11 protein-coding genes and 1 pseudogene are annotated in these 13,181 nt (G+C 45.5%); 5 read left to right on the plus strand and 7 right to left on the minus strand.

Annotated features, from left to right (window positions below; translation table 11 throughout):
* Positions 1–180 precede the first annotated feature (180 nt).
* The gene (locus tag O9295_RS14935; RefSeq protein WP_147071763.1) at positions 181–399 is read right to left on the minus strand and encodes a hypothetical protein; all 219 of its coding nucleotides are present in this window, start codon (positions 397–399) and stop codon (positions 181–183) included.
* A gap of 59 nt (positions 400–458) precedes the next feature.
* On the opposite strand from O9295_RS14935, the gene aroA reads away from it, so the two are divergent.
* Complete coding sequence (aroA, locus tag O9295_RS14940) at positions 459–1,799, plus strand: 3-phosphoshikimate 1-carboxyvinyltransferase (protein ID WP_288033579.1); 1,341 nt, start codon at positions 459–461, stop codon at positions 1,797–1,799.
* A gap of 195 nt (positions 1,800–1,994) precedes the next feature.
* Positions 1,995–3,710 (plus strand): ABC transporter ATP-binding protein, encoded by a 1,716-nt coding sequence (locus O9295_RS14945; protein WP_288033582.1) that lies wholly within the window; start codon positions 1,995–1,997, stop codon positions 3,708–3,710.
* Positions 3,711–3,938: 228 nt separating this feature from the next.
* On the opposite strand, the gene purF is transcribed toward O9295_RS14945, so the two are convergent.
* Entirely contained in the window at positions 3,939–5,402 is a 1,464-nt protein-coding gene (gene purF / locus O9295_RS14950) for an amidophosphoribosyltransferase (protein WP_147071758.1), read from the minus strand.
* A 267-nt stretch (positions 5,403–5,669) separates the two neighbouring features.
* On the minus strand, positions 5,670–7,940 hold the full coding sequence (gene purL, locus O9295_RS14955; protein WP_288033583.1) for a phosphoribosylformylglycinamidine synthase subunit PurL: 2,271 nt from the start codon (positions 7,938–7,940) through the stop codon (positions 5,670–5,672).
* A 147-nt stretch (positions 7,941–8,087) separates the two neighbouring features.
* On the opposite strand from purL, the gene O9295_RS14960 reads away from it, so the two are divergent.
* The 3 genes from O9295_RS14960 to O9295_RS14970 all read left to right on the plus strand — a co-directional run bounded on the left by O9295_RS14960 (position 8,088) and on the right by O9295_RS14970 (position 9,688).
* Complete coding sequence (locus tag O9295_RS14960) at positions 8,088–8,591, plus strand: DUF29 domain-containing protein (protein WP_288033585.1); 504 nt, start codon at positions 8,088–8,090, stop codon at positions 8,589–8,591.
* Between the two features lie 41 nt (positions 8,592–8,632).
* The gene (locus O9295_RS14965) at positions 8,633–8,818 is read left to right on the plus strand and encodes a hypothetical protein (protein WP_287170399.1); all 186 of its coding nucleotides are present in this window, start codon (positions 8,633–8,635) and stop codon (positions 8,816–8,818) included.
* An 87-nt stretch (positions 8,819–8,905) separates the two neighbouring features.
* Complete coding sequence (locus O9295_RS14970) at positions 8,906–9,688, plus strand: Rpn family recombination-promoting nuclease/putative transposase (RefSeq protein WP_288033588.1); 783 nt, start codon at positions 8,906–8,908, stop codon at positions 9,686–9,688.
* Between the two features lie 139 nt (positions 9,689–9,827).
* Here the strand turns inward: O9295_RS14970 and O9295_RS14975 are convergent, their stop codons facing one another.
* The 4 genes and pseudogenes from O9295_RS14975 to O9295_RS14990 all read right to left on the minus strand — a co-directional run bounded on the left by O9295_RS14975 (position 9,828) and on the right by O9295_RS14990 (position 13,004).
* Complete coding sequence (locus O9295_RS14975; RefSeq protein ID WP_147069407.1) at positions 9,828–10,031, minus strand: HepT-like ribonuclease domain-containing protein; 204 nt, start codon at positions 10,029–10,031, stop codon at positions 9,828–9,830.
* 107 nt (positions 10,032–10,138) lie between these two features.
* Positions 10,139–10,276, minus strand: a pseudogene (locus O9295_RS14980) (transposase); the annotation flags it as partial.
* Between the two features lie 330 nt (positions 10,277–10,606).
* On the minus strand, positions 10,607–12,169 hold the full coding sequence (locus tag O9295_RS14985) for an iron uptake porin (protein WP_288033591.1): 1,563 nt from the start codon (positions 12,167–12,169) through the stop codon (positions 10,607–10,609).
* Between the two features lie 271 nt (positions 12,170–12,440).
* Entirely contained in the window at positions 12,441–13,004 is a 564-nt protein-coding gene (locus tag O9295_RS14990) for a thylakoid membrane photosystem I accumulation factor (protein ID WP_288033594.1), read from the minus strand.
* Positions 13,005–13,181: the final 177 nt, after the last annotated feature.

Genomic DNA, 13,181 nt, shown 5'->3' on the forward strand with positions numbered 1-13,181 from the left:
TAGGGCATCTTTGACAGTGCCACAACGATATAAATTGGATAGCCTTTCTAAAATATATCGTAATCGAATAGAAGCGCGGTTTCAACCCGCTTCTATTCACCGATTAGAATCCCCGTCTTTTTAAAGCGGGGAGATGTCAAAAGTAGCTCAACAAATTACTGAACAGGCCCTACTACTTATTCAATCCTGGATTGATGGATAAAGTTGCTTGAGCTTGATTCGAGCCTCCTTTGCGCTAAATCGCCAATCTACCCAAGTAATGATTGTGGCCAATCGTAAACGTTCCCCAGATGATAAGTGACAAACCACTTGATTATAAACTTCTTGGGCAGTAGTGGGCATGACAAAAAACTGATGACTGAATGCTTCTAGCTTAATATTCTTTACATAACTTGACAAGGAAAGGGCGAGGTAAAGGGGGAAAATAGATCGAGCTTGTCTTCATCTGCCTAACGATCATGTCTATTGTCACCCTTAACCCCTTCCAATCCCATCAAGATTTAGTCATCGATCCGGGTAAAATCACGGGATTACGGGGAAAAATCACCATCCCAGGCGATAAATCTATATCCCATCGCTCCCTGATGTTAGGGGCGATCGCCGAAGGAGAAACCGTTATTCATGGGTTATTATTGGGCGAAGATCCCCGCAGTACCGCTAGTTGTTTTCGTGCCATGGGTGTGGAAATTTCCCAACTCAACAGCGAGAAAGTGATCGTCAAAGGTAGGGGTTTAGGCAATCTTGAGGAACCCTTAGAAATCCTCGACGCGGGCAATTCCGGCACGACGATCCGCTTAATGTTAGGATTATTGGCCGGCCATCGGGACCGTTTTTTTGTCGTTACCGGCGATGCTTCCCTGCGATCGCGTCCCATGTCCAGGGTGGTGAAACCCCTCAAGGAAATGGGGGCGCAAATTTGGGGCAGAAAAGCCCATTCTTTGGCCCCTTTAGCCGTTTCTGGGGAATCTCTGCAACCGATCCACTACTATTCTCCCGTTGCTTCTGCACAGGTGAAATCCTGTCTTCTCCTCGCTGGACTTTTAACCGAGGGGAAAACCACGATCACGGAACCCGCTTTATCTCGCGATCACAGTGAACGGATGCTGCGCGCTTTTGGGGCGAATATTGAGGTGGATGGGGAGACTAATAGCGTCACGGTGACGGGTTATCCCACTTTAACTGGACAAACGGTGATTGTACCGGGAGATATCAGTTCGGCGGCTTTTTGGTTGGTAGCGGGGGCAATCGTGCCTAATTCTGAGTTATTAATCGAAAATGTGGGAATAAACCCGACTAGAACCGGAGTTTTACAGGTTTTACAGGCAATGGGGGCAGATATCACCCTCGAAAATCAACGGGTGGTGACGGGGGAACCGGTGGCAGATCTGCGGGTGAAATCCAGTCAACTACAGGCAACCACGATCGCCGGTGAGATTATACCCCGTCTGATCGATGAAATTCCGATTTTGGCAGTAGCGGCGGTTTTTGCCCAAGGAACGACAATTATCAAGGATGCCGAGGAATTACGGGTGAAGGAAAGCGATCGCCTGACGGTGATGGCCACCCAACTCGATCGCCTAGGGGCAAAAGTAACGGAATTACCCGATGGTTTAGAGATTACCGGCGGTACAGGCCTATTCGGCACGGAAGTGGACAGTTTTACCGATCATCGCATTGCTATGAGTCTAGCGATCGCTGCCCTCAATTGCCGTCAACCCACCACTATCCATCGCGCTGAAGCGGCCGGCATTTCCTACCCCGATTTTTTCAGCACCTTAAAGCAAATTTGTCAAGATTGAAAATATTAAGTTTTTCTGCGAGCGGGCGAAGGGTAACTGGTACAATTGCAGGATAAATCACAGAGTAGTAGGCCGCCTGTGTGATAATCAAGTTCATCGATCGAGGTAGCGAAAAATAGAAGCGTCCCTCATTCAAATTTCCCTGAAAAATATCTCCCTATCTACTCCACTCCCGTCTTCTATTCCCCACCGATAATGGAAATCATCGCCCAATTAGAGAAAGTTTCCTATATTTATCCCGAATCCTCCAATCTAGTGCTTAAAAATATCTCTTTAGCAATTCATCGAGGCGAATTTTTAGGTATTATCGGGCCCACAGGTGCGGGAAAAACTACTCTCTGTTTAACTCTTAACGGTATTGTCCCCCAATTCTACGGAGGACGTTTTTTTGGTTATGCAACAGTAGCCGGTTTAGACACTTTAACCCATCCCGTTAGCACCTTGGCCCGCTATGTGGGGGCAGTATTTGAAGATCCCGAAACGCAACTTTTAGCCACTTCTATAGAAAATGAAATCGCTTTTACCTTAGAAAATTTACGGCTACCGCGAGAGGAAATTAAAGCGCGCATTCCCAAAGTTTTAGCGGCAGTCCGGTTAGAGGGAATGGAAAAAAAATCGCCAGGGGAACTATCGGGAGGACAAAAACAACGATTAGCGATCGCCGCCGCTCTCGCAGTTCAGCCCGCTTTGTTAATTCTCGATGAACCCACCTCCCAACTGGATCCGGTGGGATCCCAGGAAGTTTTCGCCACCATTAAGGAATTAAATCGCCATCTCGGTGTCACTATTGTGATGGTCTCCCACGCGGCCGAGGAAATGGCCGAATATGCCGATCGCCTGGTACTATTAAGGGAAGGTGCGATCGAAGCCATGGGAACCCCGGCAGAGATCTACTCCCAAGTACAGCGTTTACAGGAAAATGCCCTGCGTCCCCCGCAAGTGGCCACTACTTTTGCTTTGATCGATCAAAAAATCGGGGCGATTGAGTCCATTCCTGTCACCCTAGACCGCGGTTTTGCTGGTTTAAACGAGCTTAAATCCTTTTACCATCATAGCACCACAACCCCTCCATTATCGTCGGTTTCTGACCCCTTAAACCCCCTACTGAGGGTAAAAAATCTCTGCCATACCTATCCCGATGGTACTACCGCTTTGCGGGATGTTTCCCTCGATATTGCCGAAGGGGAATATCTGCTGATTATCGGTCAAAATGGCGCAGGAAAAAGCACTTTAGTCAAGCATTTTCTCAATCTTCTCTCGGCAACCACCGGTCAAGTTATGATTGATGGACGTTCGACCAATAGCTTTTCTGTCAGTGATTTAGCCCGATCGATCGGTTATGTGGCCCAAAATCCCGATAATCAGATTTTTAACACCACTGTCGAGAAAGAAGTATCATTTGCCCTGACTAATCTCGGTTATCCTCCAGAAATCGTTACCCAACGCACGAAAGCAAGTCTAGAAGCCCTGGGATTGCTAGAATATCGATCCTATCATCCTCTCTCCTTACCAAAGGGCGATCGAGCGCGGGTAGTGATTGCGGCAATTTTAGCCATGGAACCGCGTATAGTTGTTTTCGATGAACCCACCACCGGCCAAGATTACCAAGGGGCTAAGGCAATTTTAGAGGTGAGTCGTCAATTACACCAGATGGGCAAAACGGTGATTGTGATCACCCATCACCTCTATTTAATGCCAGAATACGCCGAAAGAGTAATTATTATGGGTCAAGGAACTATCCTTTTAGATGCCCCAATCCGGCAAGCTTATCATCAAACCGATCTCTTGGCCAAAACCTATCTAACTCCACCCCAAGCAGTTTTATTAGCACAAAAATTAGGACAACTTTCCGGTTATCCCAATTCTCTTTTAACTCCCCAGGAAATTGCCGATTGTTTTCAGAGGATTTAGCCTTGAGGCTATTTAGGGTTTGCGGCAAAAAGTTATTCGTGGGGACAGGGTGTGGGGTGTGGGGTGTGGGGTGTAGGGTTTTACCGATTTTCACCTGGTCAATTACCTAATTTTCAGGGAAAAAGTCCCGGAATTTTCCCCCCGATCACTCCCATCTCTGGTACTTTTTGATTGATAAAAAGTCTAAAAGTCTTACCCAGCAAGGTTTTTAGATTTATTCAGCAACCCCTATTTAACTGTTTCTAAAATCAACTTCGATCGCTTAACATTATCGGGTACAGGAATCGGATAATCGCCATTAAAACAGGCAGTACAGAAGGTTTTCGGATCTTCCTTCGTTGCTGTTAACATCCCATCGTGACTGAGATAAGCTAAACTATCCACCCCGATTTGTGCCTGAATTTCCGCCACCGATTTAGTTGCCGCAATTAATTGCTCTTGGTTGTCCGTATCAATGCCATAAAAACAAGGATGAGTCACCGGAGGAGAAGATATTCTCATGTGAACTTCTCTTGCTCCAGCATCCCGTAAAGCTTTAACTAATTTCCGGCTAGTGGTTCCCCGCACGATCGAATCATCAACAATAATAACTCTTTTTCCCTGTAAAACATCCTTTAAAGGATTCAATTTCATCTTAATTCCCGACTCTCTCATGTGTTGGGTTGGTTGAATAAAAGTCCGTCCCACATAACGATTTTTAATCAATCCTTCCGCGTAGGGAATATCAGAAATGCGCGAAAATCCGATCGCAGCCGGAATACCCGAATCGGGAACTCCCATCACCATATCTGCTTCTACCGGCGACTCTTTGGCTAATTGTTCCCCCAAACGTACCCGATAAGTATATAAAGATTCCTCGTGGACAATGCTATCGGGACGGGCAAAATAAATCATCTCGAAAACGCATAATTTTTTCTCCGGTTTCATGGCCCAATCCACCGAAGATAAGCCATCTTCACTAATCCAAACTAATTCCCCCGGCTGCACATCCCGCAGATAATCGGCCCCGATAATATCTAATCCGCAGGTTTCCGAAGCCAAAACATAACGAGGGGGATTGCCTTCTTCTTGCAAAACCCCAATTACTAAGGGTCTGACACCATTGGGATCCCGCGCCCCGATAATTCCCGTCGGTGTGCCGATAACAAGGCTGTAAGCCCCGCTACAATAGCTAAAGGCATCGATCGCCGCTTGTATCCAATCCTTGCCACTATCCACTTCCTGGCCGATAGCGACGGCGATCATTTCCGAGTCGGTGGTGGTGCCGAAATCACAACCGCGCTTTTCTAATACATTTCTTAACTCAAAAGTATTGACTAAATTGCCATTATGTGCTAGGGAAAGTTTACCCAAACGGGTTTCGATCACAGCAGGTTGGGCATTGGCCCGACGGCTAGAACCGGTGGTAGAGTAACGAGTATGACCGACGGCGTGAGTACCCGGCAAGGTTTTAAGGACAGTTTCGCTAAAAACTTGGGAAACTAAGCCCATTTCTTTGTAACAATGCACCGTTTCCCCGTCGTAGGTGGCAATACCTGCCGATTCCTGTCCTCGGTGTTGCAGGGCATAGAGTCCGAAATAGGTCAGTTTTGCTACTTCTTCCTCGGGGGCATAGAGTCCAAAAACTCCACAGGCTTCTTCAGGCTTATCGACGCGGTTCAAGAATAGGGATGAGTCGGGATGGCTAGACATGGGAGGGTGGGGGCTTGGGGCTACTTTTGAGACAAAATCTTAACTTATCTTAATCTCTTTTTAACACCTTATTTATGGGGATTTGAGGGGTGGGGAACAGTTATCAGGTGTTGGGTTGTTGGGTTGTTGGGTTTTAGGGTTTTGGGGTTTTAGGGTTTTGGGGTTTTGGGGTTTTGGGGTGTTAGGGTGTTAGGGTTTTAGCTGAAATTCCCCATTTCCCCATTTCCCCATTTCCTCACTCCCGACGACCGACTCCTGTTTCCTTCCCTAAAGCCTTCTTTCGATCGCTTTTGACCAAACTTGCTGTATAGTTTCTAGACTAACATCGATCGCTGGTTGTTTATCCCGGTCAAAAATCCGAAGATTCTCGCTTTTTTCGCTAACTTTGCCGGTTATTTGCCAATAGTCTCCTAATTGTGTCTTTAGGTATTCTTCCCAATCTTGCCGATTTTCGGAGGAAACGGAGACAATAATGCAACTAGCTAATTCCCCGAATAACACCGCGTCAAAACGGCCTTGATGCTGCCAAGAAAGGTCAATTTCCGCCCCTAACTGGCCACTAATAGAGCATTCTGCCAGAGCAATGGCTAAACCTCCCTCCGCGCAATCGTGGGCAGATTTCACCCAACCGGCGCGAATTCCCCGACGACAGGCCGCTTGTACCTTTCTTTCTAACTCAAAATCAATTACCGGCGGTTTTCCCGTCACCAAACCGTGAATAACGGCTAAATATTCGGAAGCGCCGATAGTTGGCAAGGAGAAACCCAAAATATAGATTAAATCCCCCGCTTTTTGCCAACCTTGGCCGCAAATTTGCCCGATATCCGGCACCAATCCCACCATCCCAATCACGGGAGTCGGATAAATAGACTGGGGGCTGCCAGCTGCATCAACGGTTTCGTTGTACAAAGAGACATTACCCCCAGTCACCGGTGTATTCATTTCCCGACAAGCTTCAGCAATCCCCTGACAAGCAGTGGCTAATTGCCAATAACCGATTGAATTCTCTGGACTTCCGAAATTGAGATTATCCGTGACAGCAATGGGGTCGGCCCCAACACAGCTAAGGTTTCTGGCCGCTTCCGCCACGGCCAACTTAGCTCCGTTATAGGGATCAAGATAAACGTATCGCGGATTACAATCTGTAGTCGCCGCTACACCTCGCCGAGAATTGGCGGGATTAGCACCCAGAGGACGCACGCGAATCACGGCCGCATCGGCTCCTCCTGGAAGAATAACGGTGTTATTCTGGACTTGATGGTCATATTGACGATAAACCCAGCGTTTTGAGGCAATCGAGGGACTATCAAGCAGTTTTAATAAAATCTCGTTATAGGATTCGGGAATAGGAATCGTGCTATCTTGCCATAATTGAGCTTTTTGGGCGTATTCTGGCGGTTCTGCCAGTAATTCCCGATGATAAATCGGAGTATTATCCGCTAGGGCCGTGGCAGGAATTTCGGCGGCAATTTCCCCTTTAAATAATATACGGACGATCGGTTCTGCAATTACCCGGCCAGCGACCACAGCCTGAAGTCCCCAACGATGGAAAATCTCGATTAATTCGCCTTCTCGTCCCGATGCTGCCACAAATAACATTCTTTCTTGGGATTCCGACAGCAGATATTCGTAGGGAACCATCCCGGTTTCCCGGACGGGGATTTTATCGAGGTCTAATTCAATTCCCACCCCTCCCTTGGCCGCCATCTCGGAGGTAGAACAGGTGATCCCAGCGGCCCCCATATCCTGGGCCGCCACCACCGCGCCGGTCTTAAATGCCTCTAAACAAGCTTCTATCAGGGATTTTTCCAGAAAAGGGTCGCCCACTTGCACCGCAGGCCGGTCATCCATAGATTTATCGGTTAATTCGGCACTGGCAAAACTTGCCCCTCCCATACCGTCGCGGCCGGTGGTAGAACCAACGTATAAAACCGGGTTTCCCAGGCCTTTTGCCCCGGATTTGACGATTTCCTCGGTTTCCATTAGCCCTAAAGCCATGGCATTAACGAGGGGATTGCCATTGTAAGCATTATCAAAGTAGATCTCACCGCCCACCGTGGCAACGCCCACACTATTGCCATAATGACTTATTCCTTCCACGACTCCGGCAAAAATGCGACGATTGCGGGCATCTTCCAAGTTACCAAAACGGAGGGAGTTGAGGATAGCAATGGGACGGGCCCCCATGGTAAAAATATCGCGCAGGATGCCTCCGACTCCGGTAGCGGCACCTTGTACGGGTTCCACCGCAGAAGGATGATTATGGGACTCGATTTTAAAGGCTAATCGCAATCCATCGCCTAAATCCACTACTCCGGCATTTTCCCCCGGACCGACGAGAATTTTTTCGCCGGTGGTGGGGAATTGTTTGAGCAGCGGCCGGGAGTTTTTATAACAGCAGTGTTCCGACCACATCACGCCAAACATTCCTAATTCGGCTTTGTTGGGGTGTCTTCCCAGTCTTTTGACTATTTCTTCGTATTCTTCGGGTTTGATGCCTTCTGAGGCAATTTCTGCGGCAGTGAAGGGGGTAGTCATGGGACAATGCGATCGAGGGACAAGATTTATTGTATAACGTCTGATGAGATCGAGTTACAATGCTTAGTAAAAGACAAAAAAGTTAAAAGGTTTGCGCTAGTAAAGTTAAGCTAAAGACATAGTTTTATCATCAGTTGGAACGAAACTATGGCAGTAGAAACAGCTTTATCAATGAAAGCCTTATACGATCAGGATTTTGTTCTCTGGGCTTCAAAAACCGCCGAACTTTTAAAGCTAAAAAAGTTTGATGACGTGGACTGGGAAAATCTGATCGAGGAAGTGGAGTGCATGGGGAAAAGTGACAGACGGGCTGTAGAAAGTTTATTAACCCAGCTTATCGAACACCTGTTTAAGTTAGCCTATCACAAATCGGAACGGGAGCGAGAACGCAACGTCTGTCACTGGGTAGGAGAAATCGCCAGTTTCCGAACTCAACTAGGAGAGTGGCTAGAAACTACTACTCTCACCAACCACGCACGGGATTATTTTCAAAAAGCCTGCTCGAACGCTCGGAAAACTTTAATACAAGCGAAAGCAGTCACTCGCGACGCGATTCCTGTCGAGCCTCCTTTCTCCCTCGAACAGGTATTAGATGGGGAATGGTTCCCGATTGATATCGATCATTACTTCGACGATTTTCCTTTTACTTAGACCCATGTTATCCTGATAATATTGGCTTTCAAAACTGAAATATGGATGCCCTGATTCAAGAACTGGAAATTAAACTGCGTCAATGGCAACCGGCAACTGTTGAACAGGTGCGACGTTATCTTGTCGAGATTATCGAATTAGCAGACCAAGATGGGTTAGAACTTCTCCGTTCTAGATTGGTTGAGCAGGAGGTATTGGATATAATTGAGGAACCCGAAACCCGGTGAAGTTTCGTTGAGGTAGCCTTTTAAAATTAAAAAACAAAAAACAAAAAACTTCTGCTAAACTAGAGGCATCTTTTTGAGTTTAATTGCGTGAAAACTGACAGTATTTTCTATCAACTCTTACAAAGATTTCCCGCTTGTTTCTTTGATTTGTTGAACCTTCCCCCCGAAACCGCCAATTCTTATCAATTCTCCTCGGTGGAAGTTAAACAATTGTCCTTTCGTCTCGATGGAGTCTTTTTGCCTGATACACCCAATCAGCCTATCTATTTCCTCGAAGTACAATTTCAGAAAGATAATAGGTTTTATTCCCGTTTCTTTAGTGAAATCTTTCTCTATCTCCACCAAACGGACTTAAGCAACAACTGGCAGGGAGTAGTTATTTATCCTCGGCGTTCAGTGGAAAGCGTAGAGACGGCTCGTTATGGGGAGTTAATCAACTCAGGCAGAATTTTACGTTTTTATCTCGAGGAATTAAGGGAAGGGGAATCCCTGGGAATATCAATGTTACAATTAATTATAGCACCAACCGCCAGAGCGATCGAGCAGGGAAAACAATTAATTCCACGGATTAGACAAGCATTCCCTAAGGTCAAACAACAGCAAGAACTTTTAGAATTGATAGAGACAATCTTGGTTTATAAGTTACCCCAAGTCAGTAGAAAGGAGATAGAAGCGATGTTTAGTTTAAGCGATTTAAAACAAACTAAAGTGTATCAGGAAGCTTTAGAAGAAGGCCGACAAGAAGGCGAATTAGCGGCAAAATTAGCCTCTATTCCTCGTTTATTGGCCTTAGGATTAAACTTTGAACAGATAGCACAGGCTTTAGAATTAGAAATCGAACAGGTTAGACAAGCAACTCAAGGGGAATAGGAAAAGTTCAAACTTTGATAAATTAATATAATTGCTGGTGGCTATCTTTTGCCGGTAGCCATCAAGTAAATCGAAGAATAAAGTAGGTGGGGTTGAACGATAGTGAAACCCGACATTTAAGTAATTTGGTTGGGTTTCGTCAAATAAATTCCTGTAAAATAGCTTCGATTTGTCCTTTTAGAGGAGGAATATCATTTTCAACAATATCCCAAATAATCTCTAGATTAATACAAAAATATTCATGAATAGTTAAGTTTCTTAGATCGCTGGCATCTCGCCAAGGCACTTCGGGATATCTTGCTTTAAATTCTTGAGAAGTTGCTCTCGCTGCTTCACCAATAATTTGGGCGTTGTCAGATCAGAATATGAAAGATGCAATGCAATCCTTGCTATCAAAGTAATTTCAGTTCCGGTGCTGATTCGGAGCATCTTTCAATTTGACAACGCCTAAAATAGGGCGTTGATCACACCCAGCATATCTACACTTCGGGGGCGACCCCCTTCTTTGGCCGGTGGAATGAGCGGTAGGAGTAATTCGGCCTGCGCTCGTGTCAGGTCTCCCGGATAGGCTTTTAGGTTTGTTGTCATCTTCAAGACCGGAGGAACATCTATATCTCTACACTACCCCTAGTGGTCTCCTGACTTTTCAAACATCCTCTCAGATTAACTCCTCTTAGTTCAACCTGCTAAAAATCATAGTCAGGGATTTTCGTCTGTTATAATTTATACAAAATAACCTGCGATTACCCTGCTTATTCTCGTCGGCGAATGGTAAATTGACTGACTGTTATACTGATACTAAATCCTATTTAAAAGCGATAGGAGACTGGGGAACGACGGAACAGCAGCCGGTCGTCGAGAGATGATGTCAAATCCCGTCATACTTGATCTTTATTTCTGACCAGCTGCCTAGACAAATCAGAAAGTAAAAGTCGTGCGGATAGTGCCGATAACTAAGGTGGAATTGTTGTTATTTGAGTTAGGAGAAGTAATCACGATTACCCCTGGAGTAAGGGCAATATTATCGGTGAGCTTCCACTCATAAAATCCTTCGATATGAAAGGAAGTATCGGGATCATTAGTGGAACTGCCATCATTTAATCTGATACTAGAACTAGATATCCAAGGCTGCATACCAACAATAATACCCGCCGTATTTCCTTCCTTAAATAGATCAGGAAAAGCCAAAGTTATCGCCCAATTCCAGATATCTAAATCCCCGCGTTCTAGTTGTCCATCTAAGGTGCTAAGGGTGATAGCTTTTGTGTAACCCCCCCAACCACCGAGGACAAAACCATCGACAATTCGCCAACTAAATTGTAACCCCAAACTATTATTAATTGTCGGGACAGCCTCCCCGAATAGTTCTTCGGTGAAAAATTGGAAATTCGAGCGCTGACTTCCCGTCCCCGTATCTAATTGGTTATAACCATGAAAGTAGGATAAAGCAATGCCAAAATTATCGTTTGGAACATAACCCAGCTGCCCTAGGGCAGTATAGGAGCCGTTAAATAAACCCCCTCCTGGGTTAGGATCGTTAGCATCCCCGGCAAGATAACCGGCGCTGAATTGGAAAGCCCCATAATTACCCTGTAAACCGAGTCCAGTTTGTCCGGGGGCAAAATAAAGGGGATTGCGGGTACCAAAAGCGGAAAGCGCCCCACTAGCACCATCTCCATCCAAAAAGTTGAGGGTATTGGTAAAGTCATCTTTAGCACCTCCCGTCGCTTCTAACCAGAGTTGGATATTTTCCGTTAGGGGGAAACTGTAGTTTAAAACTTCTAGCAATAAATCGTTGCCGTCGGGTTGGGTAAAGGCTAAGGTACTTGCAAAAGTTCCGGTGGTATCGGCTAAATCGGCAATATTTCCCGTTGCTAGACGGGTATAGAGTAAATCTTTGCCTGTGAAGCTAGTATTTAATTCTAAACGGGCCCGATAACCAAAAGCTGGTACTTGGGGAATCCCTTCACCACCGTTTTTTTCTCCTGTGGCTACCCCATATAATGCCATCACCACTTCCCCAGTTAATTTAGTAGTGGTGGAAAATTGATTATTTTCCAGAAAAGCGACTCGATTTTCTAAGTTATTAACCCTAGCCCCTAAGGCCGCTAATTCTGTCTCGAATTCCCTGACTAATCGCTTGATTCTGTCTAGATCTTCTTTTAATACCGCTACTCCTTCTTGAATCAATCTTTCTAGGGTATTTAAGCAGGAATTCAACCCCGCGGCAAATTCCCAACGAGTTAAAGCGCGTTCACCGCGAAAAGTGCGGTCAGGATAACCTACTATACAACCATACCTCTCCACGAGACTTCTTAAGGCCTCAAAAGCCCAGGCGGTGGGAGAAACATCCCGCAATTGATTCACCGTCGTCACCTGTGCCATGGGGTTACTAGAGAGGTTTTCGAGACTATTAGCCAGTACCGGACCAGAAAAACCCAGTAATATGGCTGCTGTTAGGAAATTTTGCTTGATTTTCATTGCTGTCTCCCACACCTATAAGAATGATTATTGTTCTCAGTATAATCAGGTTAGCAAAATTTTTCTAGTCTGGCACTGTTGCAAATATTTTTCAAGTGTTACTCCAGATAAAATCTGAATTTTTTAGCATTTCTTGGTTCAAATAAATCTTAAATGATAATAAAAGCAATAGGTAAATAATTTTATTGTTCCTAAGAACAAGATAGAGACGCTGCTGACAGCATCTCTAAATGATTATTTTTGGTTCAATTGAGGATAAAAAACGAAGTGACTAGCGCAATTCAGCGTTAAACTCGTTAAAAGAGCGTCTTTTTAACTCTACCGATTCCGATCGAGGCAGAAGATCAAAAACCTTTCTTAAGACATCATCCACATCTTCATATTTAACATTGCCCAAACCATCATAAACCACTTTACCTTGTTGGTCTAAAACCACAGTTTGGGGAACCCCACCGCGATAATAGTAACCCGGTTCATCGGGACGATAGGAAGACTTTAAGGGGATAGAATCGACAGTAACAGGGATAATACTGGCGGCGCGACCGTAAAACTCTTGAAAACGGGAGACAATCGCCGCAAATTGCTTACAATCGCTACTATCATCCAAATAATAGACAATAATAGCTGGAATTTTCCGTTGAAAAGTTTCCGCTAAATTTAAACGCGGTGGCACGAGGGAACCATTACCCGCATAGACCACAAAAATATTACCATCGAGGCGATCATCATCGATCCCCGCATAGGCGCTAGGGGTTAGCCAAGGAGAGAAACTCGTCAGAGCAACAATGAGAAAGACAAGACAGATCTGAAGACGCAGCCGATAACGAGATTTCATGATCAACAGGGTTAGAATATTAAGACAATTTTTAGTTTGACATACCCCACGCCGTAAACGGACGTGGATTCTTCTAGCATCACTGCTGTGAATTTATGGCTCAACGAGTCCACTTGAATTAGATTCCTGGCGAAATCCCACCCAGAGGTGGTTCTCTCCTCAGACTTTCGCTCCCTT

Origin of the sequence: Microcystis sp. LE18-22.4A (assembly GCF_027531105.1) — a bacterium.
GTDB classification, from domain to species: domain Bacteria; phylum Cyanobacteriota; class Cyanobacteriia; order Cyanobacteriales; family Microcystaceae; genus Microcystis; species Microcystis aeruginosa.